The sequence below is a fragment of the Actinobacillus vicugnae genome (genome assembly GCF_901687125.1).
Lineage (GTDB): Bacteria > Pseudomonadota > Gammaproteobacteria > Enterobacterales > Pasteurellaceae > Actinobacillus > Actinobacillus vicugnae.
Genome location: NZ_CABFJY010000046.1, coordinates 57,657 through 81,299, shown reverse-complemented (window position 1 = coordinate 81,299; position 23,643 = coordinate 57,657). Strand labels below are relative to the sequence as shown.

The 23,643-nt window shown below is 38.8% G+C and carries 23 protein-coding genes and 1 pseudogene; 10 read left to right on the top strand and 14 right to left on the bottom strand.

Annotation, left to right across the window (positions count from 1 at the left end; translation table 11 throughout):
* Positions 1-33 precede the first annotated feature (33 nt).
* Positions 34-1,125 (top strand): redox-regulated ATPase YchF, encoded by a 1,092-nt coding sequence (gene ychF / locus F8M47_RS09500; RefSeq protein ID WP_039197748.1) that lies wholly within the window; start codon positions 34-36, stop codon positions 1,123-1,125.
* Positions 1,126-1,200: 75 nt separating this feature from the next.
* Entirely contained in the window at positions 1,201-1,647 is a 447-nt protein-coding gene (locus tag F8M47_RS09495) for a methyltransferase family protein (protein WP_150539843.1), read from the top strand.
* 49 nt (positions 1,648-1,696) lie between these two features.
* Here F8M47_RS09495 and F8M47_RS09490 read toward each other — a convergent pair whose 3' ends face one another.
* From F8M47_RS09490 to F8M47_RS09480, 3 genes are read right to left on the bottom strand one after another with little or no spacing between them, the layout of a single operon-like run.
* Positions 1,697-1,972 carry a deoxyribose-phosphate aldolase gene (locus F8M47_RS09490; RefSeq protein WP_150539842.1) on the bottom strand — a complete coding sequence of 92 codons (276 nt, stop codon included), beginning with the start codon at positions 1,970-1,972 and terminating at the stop codon, positions 1,697-1,699.
* 29 nt (positions 1,973-2,001) lie between these two features.
* Complete coding sequence (locus tag F8M47_RS09485; RefSeq protein WP_150539841.1) at positions 2,002-2,466, bottom strand: outer membrane lipoprotein; 465 nt, start codon at positions 2,464-2,466, stop codon at positions 2,002-2,004.
* Between the two features lie 23 nt (positions 2,467-2,489).
* Entirely contained in the window at positions 2,490-3,086 is a 597-nt protein-coding gene (locus F8M47_RS09480) for a VOC family protein (RefSeq protein WP_150539840.1), read from the bottom strand.
* A gap of 96 nt (positions 3,087-3,182) precedes the next feature.
* Here F8M47_RS09480 and argS point away from each other — a divergent pair, with 96 nt between their 5' ends.
* From argS to F8M47_RS09465, 3 genes are all read left to right on the top strand, one after another.
* The gene (gene argS / locus F8M47_RS09475) at positions 3,183-4,910 is read left to right on the top strand and encodes an arginine--tRNA ligase (RefSeq protein WP_150539839.1); all 1,728 of its coding nucleotides are present in this window, start codon (positions 3,183-3,185) and stop codon (positions 4,908-4,910) included.
* 80 nt (positions 4,911-4,990) lie between these two features.
* A complete protein-coding gene (cgtA, locus tag F8M47_RS09470) occupies positions 4,991-6,169 on the top strand; it encodes an Obg family GTPase CgtA (protein ID WP_150539838.1) in 1,179 nt (392 codons plus the stop codon).
* Between the two features lie 77 nt (positions 6,170-6,246).
* Positions 6,247-6,861, top strand: a complete 615-nt coding sequence (locus F8M47_RS09465) for an HI_0552 family protein (RefSeq protein WP_150539837.1) — start codon at positions 6,247-6,249, stop codon at positions 6,859-6,861.
* An 84-nt stretch (positions 6,862-6,945) separates the two neighbouring features.
* Here F8M47_RS09465 and rlmB read toward each other — a convergent pair whose 3' ends face one another.
* The 4 genes from rlmB to ribF all read right to left on the bottom strand — a co-directional run bounded on the left by rlmB (position 6,946) and on the right by ribF (position 13,277).
* Positions 6,946-7,689, bottom strand: coding sequence for a 23S rRNA (guanosine(2251)-2'-O)-methyltransferase RlmB (gene rlmB, locus F8M47_RS09460; protein ID WP_150539836.1), 744 nt, complete (start codon positions 7,687-7,689; stop codon positions 6,946-6,948).
* Positions 7,690-7,759: 70 nt separating this feature from the next.
* Entirely contained in the window at positions 7,760-9,124 is a 1,365-nt protein-coding gene (pssA, locus tag F8M47_RS09455) for a CDP-diacylglycerol--serine O-phosphatidyltransferase (protein ID WP_150539835.1), read from the bottom strand.
* 209 nt (positions 9,125-9,333) lie between these two features.
* Complete coding sequence (gene ileS, locus F8M47_RS09450; RefSeq protein ID WP_150539834.1) at positions 9,334-12,147, bottom strand: isoleucine--tRNA ligase; 2,814 nt, start codon at positions 12,145-12,147, stop codon at positions 9,334-9,336.
* Between the two features lie 167 nt (positions 12,148-12,314).
* Positions 12,315-13,277 carry a bifunctional riboflavin kinase/FAD synthetase gene (gene ribF, locus F8M47_RS09445; RefSeq protein WP_150539833.1) on the bottom strand — a complete coding sequence of 321 codons (963 nt, stop codon included), beginning with the start codon at positions 13,275-13,277 and terminating at the stop codon, positions 12,315-12,317.
* A 293-nt stretch (positions 13,278-13,570) separates the two neighbouring features.
* On the opposite strand from ribF, the gene nadR reads away from it, so the two are divergent.
* The 4 genes from nadR to F8M47_RS09425 all read left to right on the top strand — a co-directional run bounded on the left by nadR (position 13,571) and on the right by F8M47_RS09425 (position 17,049).
* Positions 13,571-14,854: a multifunctional transcriptional regulator/nicotinamide-nucleotide adenylyltransferase/ribosylnicotinamide kinase NadR gene (gene nadR, locus F8M47_RS09440; RefSeq protein ID WP_150539832.1), complete on the top strand. Its 1,284-nt coding sequence runs from the start codon at positions 13,571-13,573 to the stop codon at positions 14,852-14,854.
* Positions 14,851-15,549 carry a metallophosphoesterase family protein gene (locus tag F8M47_RS09435; RefSeq protein ID WP_150539831.1) on the top strand — a complete coding sequence of 233 codons (699 nt, stop codon included), beginning with the start codon at positions 14,851-14,853 and terminating at the stop codon, positions 15,547-15,549. The genes nadR and F8M47_RS09435 overlap by 4 nt, the downstream gene beginning before the upstream one ends.
* 187 nt (positions 15,550-15,736) lie before the next feature.
* Positions 15,737-16,453, top strand: a complete 717-nt coding sequence (arcA, locus tag F8M47_RS09430) for a two-component system response regulator ArcA (protein WP_150539830.1) — start codon at positions 15,737-15,739, stop codon at positions 16,451-16,453.
* Between the two features lie 77 nt (positions 16,454-16,530).
* Positions 16,531-17,049 (top strand): porin family protein, encoded by a 519-nt coding sequence (locus F8M47_RS09425; RefSeq protein WP_150539829.1) that lies wholly within the window; start codon positions 16,531-16,533, stop codon positions 17,047-17,049.
* A 372-nt stretch (positions 17,050-17,421) separates the two neighbouring features.
* Here F8M47_RS09425 and F8M47_RS09420 read toward each other — a convergent pair whose 3' ends face one another.
* The gene (locus tag F8M47_RS09420; RefSeq protein ID WP_208790046.1) at positions 17,422-18,051 is read right to left on the bottom strand and encodes an ACP phosphodiesterase; all 630 of its coding nucleotides are present in this window, start codon (positions 18,049-18,051) and stop codon (positions 17,422-17,424) included.
* Between the two features lie 136 nt (positions 18,052-18,187).
* On the opposite strand from F8M47_RS09420, the gene F8M47_RS09415 reads away from it, so the two are divergent.
* Positions 18,188-19,264 carry an SDR family NAD(P)-dependent oxidoreductase gene (locus tag F8M47_RS09415; RefSeq protein ID WP_150539828.1) on the top strand — a complete coding sequence of 359 codons (1,077 nt, stop codon included), beginning with the start codon at positions 18,188-18,190 and terminating at the stop codon, positions 19,262-19,264.
* A gap of 145 nt (positions 19,265-19,409) precedes the next feature.
* On the opposite strand, the gene F8M47_RS09410 is transcribed toward F8M47_RS09415, so the two are convergent.
* From F8M47_RS09410 to F8M47_RS09385, 6 genes and pseudogenes are all read right to left on the bottom strand, one after another.
* Positions 19,410-21,179: a DUF4209 domain-containing protein gene (locus tag F8M47_RS09410; RefSeq protein WP_150539827.1), complete on the bottom strand. Its 1,770-nt coding sequence runs from the start codon at positions 21,177-21,179 to the stop codon at positions 19,410-19,412.
* Between the two features lie 45 nt (positions 21,180-21,224).
* Positions 21,225-21,761 (bottom strand): annotated as a pseudogene (gene rhuM / locus F8M47_RS09405) (RhuM family protein); the annotation flags it as partial.
* Positions 21,762-21,932: 171 nt separating this feature from the next.
* Positions 21,933-22,283 carry a Mor transcription activator family protein gene (locus F8M47_RS09400; RefSeq protein ID WP_150539826.1) on the bottom strand — a complete coding sequence of 117 codons (351 nt, stop codon included), beginning with the start codon at positions 22,281-22,283 and terminating at the stop codon, positions 21,933-21,935.
* 108 nt (positions 22,284-22,391) lie between these two features.
* Positions 22,392-22,793: a regulatory protein GemA gene (locus F8M47_RS09395; RefSeq protein WP_150539825.1), complete on the bottom strand. Its 402-nt coding sequence runs from the start codon at positions 22,791-22,793 to the stop codon at positions 22,392-22,394.
* Positions 22,783-23,157: a hypothetical protein gene (locus tag F8M47_RS09390; protein WP_005601425.1), complete on the bottom strand. Its 375-nt coding sequence runs from the start codon at positions 23,155-23,157 to the stop codon at positions 22,783-22,785. The genes F8M47_RS09395 and F8M47_RS09390 overlap by 11 nt, the downstream gene beginning before the upstream one ends.
* A complete protein-coding gene (locus F8M47_RS09385; protein WP_010945355.1) occupies positions 23,139-23,615 on the bottom strand; it encodes a hypothetical protein in 477 nt (158 codons plus the stop codon). Before F8M47_RS09385 ends, F8M47_RS09390 begins: the two co-directional genes overlap by 19 nt.
* Positions 23,616-23,643: the final 28 nt, after the last annotated feature.

Below are 23,643 nucleotides of genomic sequence, written 5' to 3'. Positions count from 1 at the left end.
CGGACTTTAGTTCGTTCTAATAAAGGAAAAATTATGGGATTTAAATGTGGTATCGTAGGTTTACCAAACGTAGGTAAATCAACACTATTCAACGCATTAACAAAAGCAGGTATTGAAGCGGCTAACTATCCGTTCTGTACAATTGAACCAAACACAGGTGTGGTGCCAATGCCAGACCCTCGCTTAGATGCTTTAGCAGAAATTGTAAAACCTGAGCGAGTGCTTCCAACTACAATGGAATTTGTGGATATTGCAGGCCTTGTAGCGGGGGCAAGCAAAGGCGAAGGTTTAGGTAATAAATTCTTAGCGAATATCCGCGAAACAGATGCGATTGGTCATGTCGTGCGTTGTTTCGAAAATGATGATATCGTACACGTTGCAGGTAAAATTGACCCAGCAGATGATATCGAAATTATCAATACCGAACTAGCACTTGCCGATTTAGATAGCTGTGAACGTGCTATTCAACGTTTACAAAAACGTGCTAAAGGTGGCGATAAAGATGCGAAATTTGAATTATCGATTATGGAAAAAATCTTACCTGTACTTGAAAATGCGGGCATGATTCGTTCGGTAGATTTAGATAAAGATGAATTACACGCAATCAAAGGTTATAACTTCTTAACCTTAAAACCAACAATGTACATTGCAAACGTGAATGAAGACGGTTTTGAAAATAACCCATATTTAGATCGTGTGCGTGAGATTGCAGAAAAAGAAGGTGCCGTGGTTGTGCCTGTATGTGCAGCGATTGAATCTGAAATTGCCGAATTAGACGACGAAGAAAAAGTAGAATTTTTACAAGATTTAGGCATTGAAGAACCAGGTTTAAACCGCGTAATTCGTGCAGGTTATCGTTTATTAAATCTACAAACTTATTTCACCGCTGGTGTGAAAGAAGTACGTGCTTGGACTGTTTCGGTTGGTGCGACAGCGCCAAAAGCAGCGGCTGTGATCCATACTGATTTCGAAAAAGGTTTTATCCGTGCAGAAGTGATCGGCTACCAAGACTTTATCGATAATAAAGGTGAGGCAGGTGCGAAAGAAGCGGGTAAATGGCGTTTAGAAGGTAAAGATTATATCGTTCAAGACGGTGATGTAATGCACTTCCGCTTTAACGTATAATTGTGAAATTTTCAATAAAATCAACCGCTTGTATTCGTTGCAAGCGGTCTTTTTTTAGCTATTTTGGTAAAGTTTATGGATCATTTAGAACTCAAACTTCCTCCACCATTACTTTTTATGATCTGCGCTGGCTTGATTTATTTATTGCCTAAAGCAGAACATTATCCCGTTCCGCAATGGTTAAGTTATCCGATTTTATTCATCGGTGTTGCTATAGCAATTGCCAGTCTTTATGCTTTTTATCAGCAGAGCACTACGATTAGCCCTCAGAATCCAGAAAAAACATCTGTGTTAGTGCAAAGGGGGATTTATCGTTTCAGTCGTAATCCAATGTATCTAAGTTTGCTTTTCTGTTTGATTGCGTGGTTGATTTGGTTAAATCGTTACTTTGGTACTCTCGTAATTATTGGCTTTGTTTACTATTTAAATCGTTTTCAAATTAAACCAGAAGAGCGAATACTCAAGGAAAAGTTTGGGCAAACGTTTGTAGAATATTGTGCTGAGGTACGCCGTTGGCTATAAAAAGACAAAAAAAGTGCCAAAATACTTTGGCACTTCATTCTAATTTAAATTATTTAAATTCATAGCGATGAATAGTTTTTACATCTTCATCTTTGTTTTCAATATTATCTGACACGTTTACTCTTGCACCAACAGCAGCATGAGAATCATATTTACGAGTCATGGTAACTACTTCACCATTATCTTTACGAACAGTTAGTTCTACCGTATCTTTTGAAAGATCTTTAGAACTTAATACAGTTGCATTACCTTTATCTGCATAAAAGTCTTGTGTACAAGCCGCAAGAGCAACTGTCGCTAACAGCGCGAGAGAAAATTTTTTCATTATGTAAATATCCTTAAAAAAGAGCTAGATTAAAGAAGTGATACATTCAGGTCAGCATTTGATCCTACGATACGAACGCGTTTACCTGGTACGAAACCCTCTTCTTTTTTCTGTACGACAACAATTTCCTTGCCGTCATCTTTGCGAATCACCATTTCTAATGAAGAAACCTGAGTCGCTTTTTCTTCAACCGTGCTACCAATCACTGCACCTGCAATTGCACCTACTGCACTTGCAACGGCACGACCGCTACCACCACCGATTGTTGAACCTGCTACGCCGCCAAGTACGCCACCACCAACTGTACCTAATACACCTTGGTTATCTGCTTGGATTTTTACATCACGCACAGAAACGATAGTACCATAACTAATTGAACGCGCTTCTTTTGCTTGGTTTGAGCTATATACGCTACCGCTATAAATATCGGTATTTGCACAACCAACAAGTGTTAAACTTGCCATTAAAGCTGCTGCGAAACTAAATTTTTTCATATTATTCTCCAATGAAAAATTGCTCAGAAATTGCTTTCTGAACGAATAACCTCATTTATATCATAAGGGTGGAGCTTTAGACAATAAGGATTGCAATAAGTTGCATTCTTTACTGTAATTGCAATACTTGGATTTGGTAATTGCTCTCCCTCAACTTTAGGCTGGCTGATTTTGATCGAAAGATTCGCGTTAATTGACAAATGAAACTGCTTCAAACTACGTTGAGCCCATTGCTCAACCGTTTCATTTTGTTGCATTGGGTGCACAATTTCAATATGTTCCCAGCCTTGCTGCGGATAAACTTTATCTTTAGGAAACGGCAATTCGATAATTGACACCGCTTGCCCTAAAAACGAAATTGGCTGATTGAGCTTAATAAGCGTAATTGGACGCCCGTTTACCTCGCTTTGCTTGAGTAATTGTCCATGTTCAAGCAAGATTTCTTTCCAATTTTCTGCGGTTTGCCAATCATTCATTCTGACGGCTAAATGATCGATCTTAAATTGATTTAAATCGAGCATTGCCAGTTGTGCAATTTGCTGAATTTTTTGTTGAAATTCAGAAAAATCGCCAAAACAAGCGGTCATTTTCTCGTAAAATTTTGCATTTTCTTGTATCATAGAGCGTTTTCCCTTTAGGGTGCGTTTTTAGACGCTATTCGGATTTCTTAAATTAGAGTTGTGCAAATAGTGCACGTTAAAAAAGGTTATATATTCGTGAATATTCAACAAATTTTATCAGACAAAATCAAACAAGCAATGATTGTAGCAGGCGCAGATAAAAATGTGGAAGCGCTCGTTCGTCAATCAAGCAAACCCGAATTTGGCGATTATCAAGCAAATGGCGCTATGGGCGCTGCGAAAAAACTAGGCATGAACCCGCGTGAGTTTGCGCAGAAAATTTTAGATAACGCAGATTTAAGTGGTATCGCCGATAAATTAGAAATCGCAGGCCCTGGTTTTATTAATATTTTCTTAAACCAAACTTGGTTAGCAGCTCAAGCCAGCGAAGCATTACAAGCGGTTAATTTTGGGATTAAAACTGCAAATCCACAAACGATTGTTATCGACTATTCTTCGCCAAACGTAGCAAAAGAAATGCACGTTGGTCATTTACGTTCAACGATTATTGGTGATGCCGTGGTGCGTACCTTAGAATTTTTAGGTAATAACGTAATCCGAGCGAATCACGTGGGCGACTGGGGCACACAATTCGGTATGTTAATCGCCTACCTAGAAAAAATGGAAAATGAACACGCAAGTGCGATGGAATTAAGTGATTTAGAAGCCTTCTACCGTGCCGCAAAAGAGCATTATGATAGTGATGAAGCCTTTGCCGAAAAAGCACGTAATTACGTGGTGAAATTACAAAGTGGTGATGAATATTGCCTCACAATGTGGAAAAAATTGGTCGATATTACCATGCACCACAACCAAGAAAATTACGACCGCTTAAATGTAACCCTTTCCGAAAGAGATGTGATGGGTGAAAGCCTGTACAACCCAATGTTGCCTGAAATCGTGGCAGACTTAAAAGCAAAAGGTTTAGCGGTAGAAGATGACGGTGCATTAGTGGTGTTTTTAGATGAATTTAAGAACAAAGATGGCGATCCAATGGGCGTTATTGTACAGAAAAAAGACGGTGGTTTCTTATATACTACAACTGACATTGCTGCAGCGAAATATCGTTATGAAACCTTGAAGGGAGATCGCGCGCTGGTATTCTCAGATTCTCGCCAAGCACAGCATATGCAACAAGCGTGGCTTATCACTCGTAAAGCAGGTTATGTGCCAGACAGTTTCAGCCTTGAACACCCGTTCTTCGGTATGATGTTAGGTAAAGATGGCAAACCATTTAAAACCCGTTCAGGTGGAACCGTTAAACTAAAAGATTTGCTAGATGAAGCAGTAGAGCGTGCAAATAAATTAATTTCAGCACGTTCAACCGATTTGACCGCAGAAGAAAAAGCAGCGGTAGTAGAAGCAGTCGCAATTGGCTCGGTGAAATATTCGGATCTTTCGAAAAATCGTACCACAGATTACGTGTTCGATTGGGATAATATGCTGACTTTTGAAGGCAACACTGCGCCGTATATGCAGTATGCTTACACTCGTATTCGTTCAATCTTCAACCGTGCAGGTATTGATGCAAATAGCTTAAACGGTGAAATTCACTTAACCGAAGATAAAGAACGTGCATTAGCTGTGAAGTTATTGCAATTTGAAGAAGCGTTAAATGGTGTGGTAAAAGACGGTATGCCACATATTCTTTGCCAATATCTCTATGAATTAGCAGGCACATTCTCAAGTTTCTATGAGGCTTGTCCAATGTTAAATGCTGAAGACAGTGTGAAAAACAGCCGTTTAAATTTAGCTGCTTTAACCGCAAAAACCTTAAAGCAAGGTTTAGATTTATTAGGTATTAAAACGGTAGAAAAAATGTAACACGTTTCCTCTCTTTTAGATAACTTTCTCCTCCTTTGTGGGAGAGAGTAAAAAGAGGGGAAAAATATAAAGGAAATAAAATGAAATTTATTGATGAAGCCCTGATTCGTGTAGAAGCAGGTGATGGCGGTAACGGTTGTGTAAGTTTCCGCCGTGAAAAATATATCCCGAAAGGTGGTCCTGACGGAGGAGATGGTGGCGATGGTGGTGATGTATATCTTATCGCTGATGAGAACTTAAATACCCTTATCGACTACCGTTTTGAAAAGCGTTATGCCGCAGGTCGTGGTGAAAATGGTCGTAGTGCAGGCTGTACAGGACACCGTGGTAATGATATTACATTGCGAGTGCCTGTTGGTACTCGTGCGATTGACAATGACACTCAAGAAGTGATTGGTGATTTAACCAAACACGGTATGAAAATGCTGGTGGCAAAAGGTGGCTATCATGGTTTAGGTAATACGCGTTTTAAATCTTCAGTAAACCGCGCGCCACGCCAGAAAACGAATGGTACACTAGGTGAAAAACGTGATTTATTACTTGAGCTAATGTTACTTGCAGACGTAGGAATGCTTGGTTTACCGAATGCAGGTAAATCAACCTTTATTCGTGCCGTATCGGCAGCAAAACCGAAAGTAGCAGATTATCCGTTTACTACCTTAGTGCCAAGTTTAGGTGTGGCTCGTGTGGGCGCAGATCGTAGCTTTGTGGTAGCGGATATTCCAGGTTTGATCGAAGGTGCAGCAGACGGTGCGGGCTTAGGTATCCGTTTCTTAAAACACCTTGAACGTTGCCGAGTGCTAATTCATTTAGTCGATATTATGCCGATTGATGAAAGCGATCCTGCACACAATATTTCAGTAATCGAAAGTGAGCTTTACCAATACAGCGAAAAATTATCAGAAAAACCAACATGGTTAGTGTTTAATAAAATCGATACGATTGGCGAAGAAGAAGCACAAGCTCGCGCGCAAGAAATTGTAGAGCAGATCGGTTGGGAAGGTGATTACTATTTAATTTCTGCAGTAACTGGTCAAAACGTCCAGAATCTTACCCGTGATATTATGGACTTTATCGAAGCAAATCCTCGCGAAGTCGAAGAAGAAAATAAAGAAGCCGATGAAGTGAAATTCAAATGGGACGATTATCACCAACAAGCAATGCAAAACCCTATCGAAGAAGATGATTGGGACGACTTTGATGATGATTGGACAGAAGAAGACGAAGAAGGCGTGGAATTTGTTTACACTCGTAGTTAAATTCTACTAATGGTAAGCGGTTGAATTTGCAAAAAAAGTTGCGAATTTGACCGCTTGTTTTTTTAAGGAGTAAAAAGATGCTTAATGCTAAAAGCTGTGAATTATTTGAAATTCCGTTTTTCCAATTTGCGCAAATGAAAAAGTATTGTCCTGAAGATATTCCATTGATTAAAGCGAATTATAAAGCACAGTGGGCGCAGTGGAAGGCGTTGCATCAAGAGGTCGCTCGTCAGTTAGGCGCACCTTTTGCTGATCCGCATATAGAGAGATGGTGTAATGGTTGGCAGGTGCGGGCGCATTTTTTTGCTTACTATAAATATGAATTTAATCAAAACTCGGCGGCGATTTTATCGGTGATTTTAAACCGTCGTCGTTTACAAGTCTGTTTGGATTGGCATTGCTACCGTGCGGATCGTTCCCAAATTTCGTTAGCACAATATAATCAGTGGTTAGAAAAATTAGACCGCTTGCAGTACCAAGCTTTTGAGGTGTGGCGTGGTACAGAGAGTGAATATGCTGATGTTAAAAAGCTCGCTGAGGTCAGTGAGTTATCGCTTAAAGATGATGAAGATTTTTGGTGTATCGGGCGGAATATTGAGAAAGCGGATCTCGAACAGATTGATATTGTAGAATTTATTTACCAAACTATTCGCCAGTTATTACCGCTTTATGAAGCGTGCCATTGTGAGTGATTTTCTATTGAAAACGGAAAAGATAAGCGGTCAAATTCGGCAAAAATTTTGCAAAAGACGCTGATTTCTTCCGTTTTTAATCTATTATTGCATAGCGAGTTTTTGGCGTACAATTTCAAATAAACACACGCCTGTCGCCACTGAAACATTAAGCGATGAAACTGACCCTGCCATTGGAATGCTAATTAGCTGATCGCAATGTTCACGGGTTAAACGACGCATACCATCGCCTTCCGCCCCCATCACTAACGCAATTGCGCCAGTCAATTTTGCTTGATAAATACCAGAATCTGCTTCGCCAGCTGTACCAACAATCCAAATATTGTGTTGTTCTTGTAGCTCTCGCATGGTGCGAGCAAGGTTAGTTACACGAATTAAAGGTACTGTTTCAGCTGCACCACATGCTACTTTACGCGCAGTTGAAGTCAGCTGTGCAGATTTATCTTTTGGCACAATCACAGCATCAACACCAGCAGCATCTGCGGTTCGCAAACAAGCACCCAAATTGTGAGGATCAGTTACGCCATCCAGAATTAATAAAAATGGATTTTGTTTTTGTGCCAGAATTGCATCAAGATCTTGTTCGTTTAATTCTTTTTGCGGAATCACTTTGGCAATAATTCCTTGATGAACTTCACCCTGCGCTTTGTTATCTAGCGTTTGGCGGTTTACTTGTTGAATCGATATGCCTAAACGTTGTAGCTCATTTAATAATGGCGTTAAACGTTTGTCTTCTCTTCCTTTTAGTACCAGTACTTCAATTAGTCGCTCTGGTGCGTTGTCTAAGAAAGCTTTTACGGCATGGATGCCATAAATTTGTTCACTCATTTTTGTTCCTTATAAATAAGCGACGGATAACAAAGAATTCACTCCAAGTTATCCGTAGTTAATTAAATCGTTATAACAGCATTTTCACGATTTTATCCAGTTTTACACGCCCAAATTTTTTCAGTAATTTTTGTACGTTATATGGATAATCTTTAATCATTTCTAAATCGCTGTAATGGCTAAGCTGTTGGGTATAGGTTCGAATTTGATTTAGCTCTTGTTGGGCTTTATTTGCGAGCTCCGCTTTTGGATCGTGAATTAACACGGCATTTTCTGCGTCTAAGCCCCAAGCTCTTGGGTTTAAATTGTTACCTGTTAGGAGAATATAACGATCATCAATCCATACCCCTTTTAAGTGGTAAGTATTATCGCCATCTTTCCATAATCTTACTGTAAGTTGCTGATTTTGAATGTAAAAGCTAAAGCGTTTAGTAAAGGCTCGCAAGTTTTTTTCATATAAATAAGGCAACGCTGATGCCATGGTGAATTTTTCTTCTGGCGGCGTGTAAAAGTCATTAGCGGTTTTATCGCCAACAATAATTTCCACCTGTTTTCCGTTATTAAGTAACCATGCAATACGTGTTAGTAATGAACGTGGGAAATTAAAGTATGGTGTACAAATCGTCAGTTTATTGTGTACTTGATAAAACAGGGCCTCAATAGTTTTATTTAAGCGGTTTTTACGTCCTAATCCCATAATAGGCGCTAAACAAAGTTCACCATTTTGCGTTTGCCCTGCAAATTGATAGCTTTGTTGGCTTAGTTGCTTGCGAAACGCTTTAATTAATGGGCGAATTTTTACCGTTGCAGGACGTTCTGTTTGATCTAAGCGATTTACCGCTGGGTTAGTTAAAATATGCTGCTGCGTAAAGCTAACGATACTATCTGCTAACTGCTGATTCTCAATTACATGGTAGCGATCGTAGCGATAACGTTCAAACTGGTGTAGATAAACGTTATTAATACTTGCACCACTATACAGTAGAGTATTATCAAAGATAAAGCCTTTCAGATGTAATACACCAAAAATCTCTCTACCGTTAATAGGCACTCCCCAAAATTCAATTTCTTGCTCGGCTGGCAAATGATATTGCTGTTTGGTTTGCGCATACCAATCGGCATTTGAACTAAGCGTTTCCTCGCCAATACGACCTCGTTGAGCACGGTGCCAATCGACTAATACTTTGATTTCTAAATTTGGATTAGCTAATTTTGCTTGATAAAGAGCATTCAAAATTTCTTGCCCCGCTTCATCTTGTTCGAAATATAAAGCAGTCAAATAAATGCGTTTTTTTGCATTTTTGATAAGCGTTAAAATGCGGTCTTTAAACGCTCGGCTACTGCTTAAAAAATCTACTTTCTCTGCATTTTGTGGTAGATAGCAGAGGGTTTCTAGATATTTTTTGGCATGATTGGGTTTGTTTAAAATAAGCATTCTATTGCTCCATTTAACACTTTGAAACAACTAAAGCGAAGTTGTTTTATTGTTTCAAAGTACAGACCAAGCTGTTGTGTCTTACTATTTTTAATTTAGCAAGCGGTCAACTTTTGCCATTTTTTTCGAAATTATGTAGCCAATACACAAAAATGCTTGTGTAACAGCTACATAATGCTGAATTTTTACAAAATTCGACCGCTTGTTGCTTATGCAAATGAACGTTGTTCGCCGTTTCCTGCTACGTTTTCTACACAGCGACCACATATTGAACTATGTTCTGCATGTGCGCCAATATCAGTGGCGAAGTGCCAACAGCGAGGACATTTTTCCCCTTCGGCACGTTCAACTTTCACCGCTAAGCCAGCTACTTCACCTTCTGCAACATCTGCTTCGCTAAGCGGTTTGATAATGGCTTGTGATGTGATCAGTACAAAACGAAGTTCATTGCCAAGTTGTTCTAACATAGCACGAATTTCATCATTGGCGTAAAGGGTTATTTTCGCTTCTAAGCCTGAACCGATTACTTTGTCTTTACGAGCTTGCTCTAATACACGGTTTGATTCAGCACGTACTTTTAATACTTGTTGCCAGTATGTATCATCTAATTTATCCGCTTCGGTTAAGCCGAATAAGCCTTCATAGAATTCTTCAGTAAAGACAAACTCTGCACGTCCTTCTACTTGTGGTAAATAGCCCCAAATTTCATCTGCTGTGAATGATAAAATCGGTGCTATCCAACGCACGAGTGCTTCAGCAATATGCCATAAAGCTGTTTGACAGCTACGGCGAGCAAGACTATCTGCTTTGGTGGTGTATTGGCGGTCTTTAATAATATCTAAATAGAATGACCCCATTTCGATTGAGCAGAATCGCATTAAACGTTGTACTACCGCATGGAATTGATAGTTGTCGTATGCTTCTTTAATATCATTTTGCGCTTCTAATGCACAGCTAACTGCCCAGCGGTCTAATGCGATCATCTCTTCTGGTTTCACGAGATCACGTTTTGGAGCAAAACCGTTTAAGTTAGCTAATAAGAAGCGTGCCGTATTACGGATACGGCGATAAGATTCACCCGCACTATTTAAGATATTGTGTGAAACAGCGATTTCACCTGTGTAGTCAGTTGAAGCAACCCATAAACGTAAAATATCGGCACCATTTTTGTTCCAAACTTCTGAAGGCACGATTACGTTGCCTAAAGATTTTGACATTTTACGACCTTTTTCATCTACCACGAAACCGTGAGTAAGCACTTGTTTATATGGTGCTTTACCGTTGGTTGCAGTGGATAACATTAATGATGACATAAACCAACCACGGTGTTGGTCTGAGCCTTCAAGGTACATATCTGCACTTTTACCGTTAAATTCTGGGCGAGCTTCTACCACTGATGCGTAAGTTGATCCTGAATCGAACCATACGTCTAAGGTATCTGGTACTTTATGGTAGTTTTTCGCATCTTCACCTAACACTTCTGCAGGATCGAGATCCCACCACGCTTGAATGCCTTTTTCTTCTACGCGTTTTGCAACAGTTTCTAAGATCTCTAATGTACGCGGATGTAGCTCTTCGGTTTCATTGTGTACAAACATGGTCATTGGTACGCCCCAAGTTCGTTGGCGTGAGATACACCAGTCTGGGCGGTTTGCTACCATGGTATCAATACGTGCTTCACCCCAGCTTGGGATCCAACGTACTGATTTGATCTCACCTAAGGCTTGTTTACGTAAGCCTTGAGTTTCCATGCCGATAAACCATTGTGGAGTTGCACGGAAAATAATTGGAGTTTTATGGCGCCAGCAGTGCGGGTAGCTGTGCTTAATACGCTCTAATTTTAATAGCGTACCTGTTTCTTTTAATTTTTCTAATACTTTTTCGTTTGAATCAAACACACCTAAGCCCGCAAAGAATGGCGTGCTTGATATAAACTTACCGTCATTGGCAACTAAGCCTGCCATTTCGATGTTATATTTTTTCGATACTACAAAGTCGTCTTGACCATGATCTGGCGCAGTATGAACTAAACCTGTACCGCCATCTGTTGTCACGTGATCGCCTAGGATTAATGGCACGCTATAATCATAGAATGGATGTCGGAATTGCATTAATTCTAATACTTCGCCCTTTACTTCACCCAATACAGTAATAGATTCTACCGCAGCCGCTTTTTGTACACTTTCTACTAAATCTTTAGCTAAAATGACACGCTCGTCACCGAACTGAACCAGTTGGTAGTCAAATTCAGGATTAATTGAGATCGCTTTATTTGAAGGCAATGTCCAAGGTGTTGTTGTCCAAATTACTGCTGAAATTTGACCGTTTCCTTTGCCTTGAGCATTAAATGCAGCTTCAACAGTAGTACTATCAACCGCTTTAAAACGTACGTAAATAGACGGAGACACTTTGTCTTCGTATTCTACTTCTGCTTCTGCTAATGATGAGCCACAGTCTAAACACCAGTGAACGGGTTTAGAGCCTTTATATAAATGACCGTTTGCAATCACTTTACCTAAAGTGCGGATAATATGTGCTTCGGTATTGAAGTTCATGGTTAAATATGGATTTTCCCAATCACCTAAAATACCCATACGGATAAAGTCGGCTTTTTGCCCTTCAACTTGCTCTGAAGCATAATTACGACAAGCTTGGCGGAATTCTGCCGCTGATACTTTCTCATTTGGTTTACCAACAATACCTTCTACTTTTAATTCAATTGGCAAACCGTGACAGTCCCAACCTGGTACATACGGTGTATCGAAACCTAAAGCAGTTTTCGATTTCATAATAATATCTTTTAAAATTTTATTAACTGCGTGACCAATGTGAATATTACCGTTCGCATACGGAGGACCATCGTGTAGAATAAAAGATTTTTTCCCTTTCGAGCTTTCACGTACTTTTTGGTATAAGTTTTTGTCATACCAATTTTTGAGCATATCAGGTTCACGTTTTGCGAGATCCCCACGCATAGGAAAGCCTGTTTCAGGCAGGTTTAAAGTGTTTTTGTAGTCTGTCATTTTGTTTTCCGTTTATTAAAATTTAGTAAAGTCACTGAATTGGAATGGAAGCGCTTTTATTTCAATTGCACGATCATTTCTTAATTGATTTAGTACAGCTTGATAATTTTCTGCCAATTCGAATAATCACGTCTTTTTCAACAATGCTTGGTAGCATATTGCTTACATCAACTTGCAAATTCCTTAAAAAATTCGACCGCTTGTTCTCTGTCTTTTGCGATTTGTGTTTTCAGCGCTTCAAAACTTGGGAATTTCACTTCATCTCGAATTTTGTGCATAAAGAAAACTTCTATCGCTTCGCCATAAATTGAATGGTTAAATTCAAAGATATGCACTTCAAGTAAAGGTTTGGTTCCGTTGATAGTGGGGCGGTTACCCACATTAGCAATGCCATTATATTTCCCTGTTTTGGTTTGAATTTGTACAGCAAAAACCCCTTGTAGTGGGATCACTAAGCGATTCAACATAATGTTAGCAGTTGGGAAACCAATGGTTCTACCGAGCTTGTTGCCGTGTGCTACACGTCCAGCAATTGAATAAGGTTTACCTAACAGTTTACAGGCTAATGAAAGTTCATTTTTTTGTAGCGCTTGGCGAATCAGCGAACTGCTAATGCGTTCGCTGTCAAAGCTATGTGTGTGGCTTTCTTCTACGGCAAAACGGTATTTTAACCCCGCATTATGCAACATTTCAAAATTACCCGCTCGTTTGGCTCCAAAACGAAAATCATCTCCAATACTGAGGTAGCGTACTTGTAAGCGTTTGACTAGTAATTCGCGAATAAAGGTATCAGCAGAAAGCGCAGCAAATTTATTGCTAAAGCGCACGCAAAGCACAAAATCCACGCCTGCTTCTTGTAAATATTTGAGTTTGTCTCGCAAGCGCATGAGGCGGGCGGGGACGTGAGAAGCGGTCAAATTTTCTGATTTTTTTGCAAAAAATTCACGAGGTTGTGGTTCAAACAGCATGACCACTGAAGGCAAACCTAATTCCAGCGATTTATCACATAAACGCGCCAAAATATTTTGGTGTCCAAGATGAACACCGTCAAAGTTCCCAATAGTCAGCACACAGCCTTTTTGTAGAGCGTGAACCCTCTCTAAGTTATGAAAGCCTCGAATTAATTGCATTAAGAATTTTGCCAAAATTTAAATAGAAAATTGCTGTGATTATAACGTTTATCAGGCAAAAATGGAAAGGTAAGGGAGGCTATTTCGCGGATTTTCTTCTAGTGGGCTGGTAAAAGTCTATTTTTTAGTTGCTTTTGTGAAGCGTATTTGAGGCGTTTTTTCTATAAAAAAGCGGTTAAATTAGCCAAAAAATTTGCAAAAATACCGCATATACAGCGGAACCTGTGCATAAATAAATACTCAAATGCTACATTTTGTTTTATTATAGGCTAACTTATATTGAGGAAAGAATTATGACGGATTTCGCTTATCTCCGGCAAAAACGCAAACAACTCAAAATGAAAGTGAATGATGTTTGTGAGCAGGCAGGTGTAACACGAGCTTATTTTAATCAACTAGTTAGCGGCAAGATCAAAAATCCAAGTGCGAATAAATTAAAATCGCTACACAAAGTATTAAATATCGTTGAAGATATGAATCTGCGGATTGGGGTTATTTTTGGTAAATTTTACCCTGTACATACAGGGCATATTAATATGATTTATGAAGCATTCAGTAAAGTGGATGTTTTACATGTAGTGGTTTGTACTGATACTGAACGTGATTTACAGCTGTTTAGAGACAGCAAAATGAAACGTATGCCAACCAATGAAGATAGGCTTCGTTGGATGCAACAGATCTTTAAATATCAGAAAAAACAAATTTTTATTCATCATTTAAAAGAAGACGGTATTCCAAGCTATCCAAATGGTTGGGCTGGTTGGGCGAACCGTGTGAAAGAATTATTTAGTGAAAAGAGCATTAATCCAAGTGTGGTATTTAGTAGTGAAGTTCAAGATAAAGAGCCTTATGAACAGTATCTGAATTTGGAAGTTCATTTAGTCGATCCCAAACGTGAATTATTTGATGTTTCTGCTACACGTATTCGTAATAATCCATTCCAATATTGGCGCTTTATCCCGAAAGAAGTGCGTCCGTTCTTTGTGAAAACTATTGCGATCTTAGGTGGAGAAAGTAGTGGTAAATCGGTATTGGTTAGCAAGTTAGCGAATGTATTTAATACCACTTCTGCTTGGGAATATGGCCGTGAATTTGTGTTTGAACAGCTTGGCGGTGATGAGCAAGCGATGCAGTATTCAGATTATCCACAAATGGCATTAGGGCATCAGCGTTATGTAGATTATGCAATGAAGCACGCTCATAAAGTGGCATTTATTGATACAGACTACATTACTACTCAAGCGTTTTGTATTCAGTATGAAGGTAAAGCTCATCCATTCTTAGATTCAATGATCAAAGAATATCCGTTTGATGTAACGATTTTATTATCGAACAACACCAAATGGGTAGACGATGGCTTACGTAGCCTCGGCTCGGTAAAACAGCGCCAGCGTTTCCAACAATTACTAAAAAAATTACTGGAAAAGCATCACATACCTTATATTGAGATTGAATCCCCAAGCTATTTAGATCGTTATAATCAGACTAAAGAAGTGGTTGAAGCAATCTTAAAAGATGAGCCGATTCCTTTACAGTTTAAACAATATAATCAGCAAGACACGGAAGATAACTCATGATACTTTTTGCGGGCGATCCTCATGGAAGTTACCAACATCTTTATCCCATTTTGCAGGCTCATCAAAGGGAACAGATTGCATTGGTTATTTTAGGCGATTTACAGCTAACTACGCCCGAAGAGTTAGATAAACTTTCGCAGTATTGCGATATTTGGTTTATTCATGGCAATCATGATAGTAAAACGGTGGCGGCATTTGATTCAATCTGGAATAGTGAATGGAGACATCGCAATATTCATGGCAAAGTGGTAGATATTCAAGGGGTGAAAATCGCTGGATTAGGCGGGGTTTTCCGTGGACATATTTGGATGCCACCAAATCGCCCAATGTTTTTTGATCCGATTCATTATTGTCAATATTGCCCGCAAGAACGTATTTGGCGAGGTGGTTTGCCGTTAAGGCATCGTACTTCTATTTTTCCTTCTGATATTGAAGTGTTAGAAAAGCAACGTGCAGATATTTTGATTTCACATGAAGCACCTCGACCACATCCACAAGGTTTTGCTGTAATTAACCAACTAGCTAAAAAAATGGGGGTGAGCAAAATATTCCATGGCCACCACCACGATAATTTTGACTATAAATCAATTAACTATAATAAAGCATGTGACATTTTTAATATCGGTTTTAGAAGTTTAGCGGATATTGATGGCAATTATTTAATCGTTGGGAGAGACGATCGAGATAATCGTTAATGTTTATTTATTGTGCGGTTGTTAGCGAGTTCTAACTGATTATGCTGAAAAATTTGACTCAATATAACAAAATTGGAATTAACTCTTTTTAGTAAGTTAGAACAGCGCTAGAATTAGCACAACTTTGCAACAATAATGCAACACATTGCAATAACAGATTTTTAAAATTACTTAGAAGGCTTATACAATGCAAAATCCACAAATCTTGATTGTTGAAGATGAACTCGTGACTCGTAACACGCTAAAAAGTATTTTTGAAGCAGAAGGTTATGAGGTTTTTGAAGCAATAGATGGCGTTGAAATGAACGCAATTCTCGCGGAAAAAACGATTAATCTCGTGATTATGGATATTAATCTACCAGGGAAAAATGGCTTAATGTTGGCGCGTGAATTACGTGAAAATACCAAAGTCGCATTAATGTTTTTAACGGGGCGTGATAACGAAGTCGATAAAATCCTTGGTTTAGAAATCGGGGCGGATGACTATATCACCAAGCCATTCAATCCTCGTGAATTAACGATTCGTGCTCGTAATCTATTACACCGTACAATGAGCGAAAAAGAGAAACCAACGAAGGGAAATGTTTCAGTTGAAAGCTATCGTTTTAATGGTTGGGAGCTTGATGTTAATAGCCGTAGTTTAATTACTCCAGAAGGCGTGGTGAATAAGCTACCTCGTAGTGAATTCCGAGCATTGTTACATTTCTGTGAAAACCCTGGCAAAATTCAAACTCGTGAAGATCTATTGCTTAAGATGACAGGGCGTGAATTAAAACCGCATGATCGCACGGTGGATGTAACAATCCGTCGTATTCGTAAACATTTCGAAGATCATCCAAACACGCCAGAGATCATAGTAACGATTCATGGTGAAGGTTATCGCTTCTGCGGTGAATTAGAGTAAGGATTTTCTAGCGCCTATCTTTCTGAGATCTTTTTGCATATAATAAAGATCCTGATACAACAAAAAAGGTATATTCTATGAAAAAGTTAACAGTATTAGCATTAGCAGGTTTATTTTCAGCATCAGCATTTGCTGCGCCAGTTGGTAACACATTTACTGGTGTGGGTGTGAGTGTAGATTTAACAACTGTAAAATACGAAGTAGATGGTGTTAAAGGTAAACAGTCTACAGGCCCTGCAATTGTGGTTGATTATGGTATGGACTATGGCAATAACTTGGTTGGGGTAGTGCAAGGTAAAGTAAAAACAGGTAGCACCAAAGTATTTAGCGATGTAAAACAAAAAACTAAATATACAGTAGCATACCAACAAGGTTATCGTGTAGGCTCAGATTTACTTCCATATGTAAAAGTAGATGTAGCACAAAGCAAAGTTGGTGATACTAATTTCCGTGGCTATGGCTTTGGCGCAGGAGCGAAATATGCGGTATCAAGCAATATTGAAGTAGGCGCAGAATATACACGTAGTAACTTGAAGAAAAGCGGTGAAAAATTAAAAGGTAATGAATTTACTGCAAATGTAGGTTACCGTTTCTAATTTTTCCTAAATAACAAGCGGTTGTAAAAAATAAAAAATTTACGACCGCTTGTTTTTTAACTCGCTGTTTTTCCTTAATTTTTACAAAACACACATTTTATTCCCTACCTCTCTGACAAACCTCAATCCGTTGCAAGATAAATTATCCAGCAAAATGATTGGCTTATAGGCAAACTTAGCCAATGCCGAGCAAACCAAATGGCAGAAATTCGATCCAGCCAAAGGCAATTATCTCGTGCTGAAACAGCCAACCGCTGAAATCAGCGAGGGGCAATATGCCAAACAGCACCAATGCGATTTCTGGGATAAAATAGGGTTGTATTGATCAAAAGTGCGGTCAAATTTTGAGATGTTTTCGCTATCCGCAACTGCTTAGCTGATGGGATTTAACGCTAAATATTTACGGATACTTTCTTCTTGGGTGTAGCTAAATTCCCGTATTGCCAATACCTCAAGTTCTGCATAGTGATTTTGTAACACATCAACTGCCGAAAGCAACACTTCGCCGCGTTTGATTCGCCGTGCCATTCCTGAAAACACACGCTCGGCTAAAAAATCTAATTCCGCATAATTGGATAACGCGTTGTTTTGTGCCAAGCAATTAAATAATGACGGAAATCCTTGCGGAAAGATCGCTTGATATTGTCCGACTGTTGCGAAAATGTCGCTTTCAACAGATTTAAGCGCTTGGCTGAACAAACGGCTAAAATTTTTAGCGATAAAATGATCAATCACAATATCCGATACAATGCCTTTAAATAGCCCGAATTCCTTGGCAAGCAATGGATTCAAGAAATTCTCCCGTCTATCAGTGGTGCTGTCGATGAGTCGATGTAACATTACACCATCTTGAATAGGGCGTGCGACGGCTAAGTTTTCAACACGTCCTTTATAAAAATCCCCCGCAAAATTGCCAAATAAGGTATGTGCCGTAGGTGAAGGTCGGTTCGAGGTTATCTTTCTCAGCTCAAAGGAAATCATACTGTGGGCAAGAAAATTCATTGCGGATCTCGGTTATTACTTATCATTGGCACATCATAGCCTATTTTTTTACTATAACTCAAACGAATACTGATATAAAAATAAACAAATATATTTCGCTGGTTAAGTGGCATACAATAAATTCAAATGGTGTACATTGAAAAGTTTTATCGACACCGTGGTCTACCGCTCGGGGGATCAAATCGGCAGTTGGGGCTATGCAGGTTTATTGGCGTTAGACTTAAGTTTAGGCAATATTGCCGTACTTGCTGTGCCGCTTTGTGCAGTGTGGCTTGGGGCTACGCTTATGGCTTGGCAAAGCACAGCAACAACGCATTCATCAAGGAGAATTTCAATGAAATCCATTATCTCACGCCGTCAGTTTCTGCAATTAGCAGGGGCAGTGGCAATCAGTTTAGGAGTAGGCAAAATGGCAATGGCAAATCAAACGGGTAAAAAACGTATTTTAATTACGGGTTCGGCATCAGGTTTAGGCTTGGAAGCGGCTCAAACCTTAGCAAAACAAGGGCATAGCGTAGTGGTACACGGTCGTAACCCGAAACGTGCGGAAGAAGCCTTAAAAGCCGTACCGAATGCTATCTGTTCGGTATTCGGCGATTTTGCCGACATCGAACAAGTGGCGAAAATGGCAGAACAAATCAATGCCTTAGGCAAGTTCGACAGCGTTATTCACAATGCGGGTATATTGGAAGACGAGCTTGTCCGCACCCCACAAGGCTTGCCTCGCACCTTTATGGTAAACGTCCTCGCTCCTTATATGCTCACCGCCCTTACCCAACGCCCCGACAGACTGATTTACATCACCTCAGGTATGCAACAAGGGGTATCGGGCAAACAGGCATTGGCGGATTTATTATGGGAAAAACGCCGTTATAACGGTAACCAAGCCTACTCGGAAAGCAAATTATTCGACTCAATGCTTGCCTTTGCGGTGGCGAGAAAATGGCAAAACGTGTTATCAAATACCGTTGATCCCGGTTGGGTTCGTACCAAAATGGGCGGCGCCTACGCGCCCGGCAGCGTGGAAGAGGGCGCGGCAACGCAAATCTGGTTGGCGGGCTCGGACGATAAAGCCGTATTGGTTAGCGGCAAATCGTTTAACCGAATGCGGGAAAGTGGCACCAACCCTGATGCTTATAATGTGGATTTTCAAGAAGAATTGTTGGCACGTTGTGAGCAGTTATCTGGGGTGAGGTTTCCTCAGGGTGAGTAAAGTGCGGTTGGTTTTGGTAAAATTTTACTAACATAAGATGGCGAAAGTTTGTAACTTGTGCTTAGAAATCAATGTGATATAGGAATAAGTTGCAAACTTGCGTTGTTGGGGGCGACCGTTTTTGTGTAATTAAGAGATAAATAACTTATTTTAAGATAGATCGAATAATAATTCTTAAAATCAACCACCATGCATATACGTTAAATGGTGAATTACTTGTTCCATCATCTAGTAAGCCGTGCCCAACCATATTTCTTAAATTACTACTCAATGGATTAGTAAATACGGCTTGCAACTGAAACCATATATCTTTGCCTAGAATTTCCTTAGCTTCTGCTTTATCAATTAATGAAGATAAGCCAACTTCATTTTCTATGCCGTTTTCATCTGTATGAGTAGTTGTTATTCCTTCATCTTTGAATAACTGTCTAACCATATTCTCAACTTGTGGTGCTAGCAAATGAATTGATGTCGCAAAATCTCGTTCAAAACCATAATATAAAGCAGTTGCAACTAAAATTTGTCTCTTTGGAGGGACAATAGGCGAGAGGTGACATAACCAAATCAAAAATTCTTTTGAAACAATATATTCATTTTGAATTTGTTCTAATGCAGGCAAAATACAACCACTAACAGCAAGATTCATTCTAATACCAAAATGTTGAATTGCTGTTTTGAAAAGGACTTCATCATAATTGCTTCTATCAGACTCTAAGGGTGATATTCTTTCTATTGTTCTTCCATCTTGTGAAATTGCTGTATGTGGAGCGATATGCATTAAAACAGATTGCTCTATATGCTTTTGGGCATCTTGTAAAATTGCCTTGCTATCTATAGAAGAGACACCTGAAAAATAACATAGTGATTCACATAATGTTTTTTTATCTTTTACATGATTTATGCTATTGTTTTGCAATTCTGAAATATCTTTATCTATAGTAAAGCTTTCCATTTCATCAAGCATTAAAGTTCCTGATTGAGTAATTTTACTTTCAATATTTGCTAGATGCTGTTCTGTATTATATTTTTGTCGATACTTGCTAGGTATTTTACGGTAAATTTGTAAGGATTTCTTATAGAAACAATTAGCTGCTAGTTTACTATCGTTCGCTCTAAAATCCCCATGTTCTTCGGTAGATTTTGCCAATAAATGAATACATTCTATTTCTTTATCTCTGTTTCCTGACTTGCTGAATAATTCTATTGCCAGTTTCAAATAAGAGTCAACCTCATGAAAGTCTTCAGATTTAGCATTAAATTTTTTTCCTTCCTGTTGCATTGCGTCAGCCAGTTTTTCAAAAGAATTTTTGTCCAATCCTGTTTTTAAAAAAATTTCTGCTATTTTTAGTTTATGAAAGTGCCAGTCACTAGTCGGACTATTTATTTCCGATAATAATTTTTCTTTAATCTTATCTAAGAGATCTTTTTGATTGGTAGATATGGCTAATATAGTAGCTCTATGCCAATAAATGTAGTTGTCAACAGAAAATTTATTAAAATCATTATTCATATAACTTTCTATTGCTATGCGAGCATGCTGAATATTCTTAGGCTTTTTATAGCACCACAATATATCTGAAATTCTTGATTTTAAGAATGGTTGGTTAATGATGTTAACAATATCAGATAAATAGTCTAATTTATTTTGGTTCAAATCATCAGGAACAAATGAACGTTGTGTTCCGTTACTAAATATAGGTTTGAAAAAATCTCTGCTTTCAATATCTAAACAGCAGGAAAAAATTTTTTGTAAAAGATTAAACGTGTTCTTTATTTCTAAATTACTTGTATTATCCATTTCTTGTTTAAATATAGATGCGATCTCATAGCTCTGATTTTCTTTAAAATTATCAGGAAAGAGAGTATTACATTTTTCACAAAGTTCTTCTTTAGAAATAAAATTATATTTTGTCATCAGTATATCCTTAAGCGTTATCTTTATTAATTAGCAGATGGATTTTTACTCACCCAAAAACCGATCAAAATCACTCTCAAACACCTTATCCTGTACCACCCGATATTTCTCAAACTCACTTAATGCGTGGGCTTTGGCGATTTCGGCGGTGATTTTGCCTGCGTCTTGCAGCACTTCACGGTCGGTGAATTCTAAAAAGCGGTTGAGGCGGGTTTCCCAGTCTGCCATTGTCATTGGGATTTGGCGGGTTGCCATATCTTCGGCGATGTCTAAATAGGCGGAAACCAAACGTTGTAATTGTGCCATTTCTTGCTCAGTTAAGTAATTTTTGGCGACGATCACATCAAATTGCTGAATTTTTCCGTGTGGGGCATCTTTCCAACTGGTTAAGCCCATATTTTCTTTTTCCGCATTGGCTCGGTGGTAAACCACTTCCGCGGCGGTTTGTCCGTGAATTGCCCAGTGCAGTTTGTTTTGCACGGTGGCGAAAAAGCGTTTGGTGGTGGCGTTGCGATCGTAGTCGATAGATGTGGCGTAAATATCGGTGATTTTTTGGTAGAACTTGCGTTCCGACAAACGAATAAAACTAAGTAATATAAATAATAGAATCTAATTGAGATAAATGGGACTTGGTGGGTAGCAACGTGTAGTAGTGGGACAAGAAAAATGAAAGGCTATTACAAAATATGAAAAAGGAAATTAGAAAGTAAACTTAGTAAAACAGCTTCATTTTAGAATAGTGAAGCTGTTTTTTTATTCACAAAACAAATCTGGTTGCTGATGTTTCACTATACGTTTTCGAACACGATTAATGACTTTACGAATACCCGATTCAGTCATGCCATACTTTTTAACTAAAAAGAACCAGTTATTACCTGTAAAATCATTATAAATATCTAAATCTCGTTGAGCAATTTTATAATAAAAATCTTTAGGAAAAGAAATGACTTGACCAGCATAATGTTCAGCTAAGAAGTCAGCAACACCTGTTGAAATTTGTTCGCAAATTTCTGTATCAAGGTTGTAATTTTTGCATAGTGTGTTCACGTTATCTTCAATGTCGCGCAAAAGCTCATGTCGTGCTATTTCCATTTGCGTAATCATCACATTTCTCCTAATTTATATAGTTATTATTTCTTTAATCTAGTTGTATGTTTCGCCAAACTTGACAACAATTTAAAGTATATTTTTGCCAAATTTGGCGATACGCATTTATTTACCTACTCGTTTTTGCCATTGTTTCAAATTTTCTAAAATCAAAGTGGCTTGTGAATTTGTCAGCTCATTCCACTGCACATCACCATTTAATGACCGCTTCACAAAGCTATTCAGTCCATGAGAAGATCCATCATCAATCACGCTATCAGCGTGCATCTGTTTCCATACTGCCCACAGCTTACGTTGAATAGGCGAGAGAGATGATTTACTTCTCGGCAGCTGAATTTTAGCCCCTTTTGTCTGCAATAATTTTACTAATTTAATCAGATCTGAATAGCTTATATTTTTTGCAGAATTTTGGTAGAATTGTTGAGAAAGTAGGCTCCGATAAGTTTCATCATCCATTCCCAACTGTGTTTTTCCAATATGCACTAACTGCAACAGTTTATTTCGCATAACATCCCCTTAACATCGCTTTAATTTTCTGTAAATTTCTCAATGCCTTTAGCCTTTCAGCTTCTTCCTGTTCCACTGTTTTTGGCGGTGGTGGCGGTAGTTCTTTAATCTTGCGTTTAGGCATTGCATCAAGTAACTGTTTGGGATTAGGAAACCAATCACAAGTTTGTGCTAAATACATAAATGCCTCTTCAAATCGCCATTGGTCGAGTTCTTGCTCATAGTGCTTTTTATAAGTAAGCACACGTAACCACGTTTCTAAAGTTGCACTAATTGAATCTTCGGGAGGAGAGTTTTTTAAACGTAATATCAGCAACATTGCAACTCCTTTACCCAATGTTGCTTTCAACCATTGTTGATCCATTCTGCCACCTTATTCACTGCATTCACTGTTTTTGAACTCACAAGCGGTCGATTTTGCTCAGAATTATGCAAAACTACCGTAGTATTGGCAGGTTTGAAACTTGCAATAATCTCCAACAAATAACCGTGGGATTTCATCGGCAACTTCAACGTCTGCCGACTTGCCAACATCTGATTAATGGCATAAATCCAACTCTCTACGGGCGCAGGAAAATCACGCCCATCACGTTGAATTTTGCCAGCAGTAATCATTGGTGTAAGCTCATGTAAGATCGTTGCTACACGCTCAAAGGTCAGAGATTTTTTAGCCGGGCGAAATAACCCTAAATAGCCAATCAACGCCTTGCCAAGTTCACCATTTACCATTAACGCTGCATTAAGTGCATCGCTTGCTGCCTGATTTGCCACTAACGCATCTAACGAATGTACCGCACCACAGGCACTACATTTCACTTTCATTTTTATTCTCCAAATACAACAAAACCGC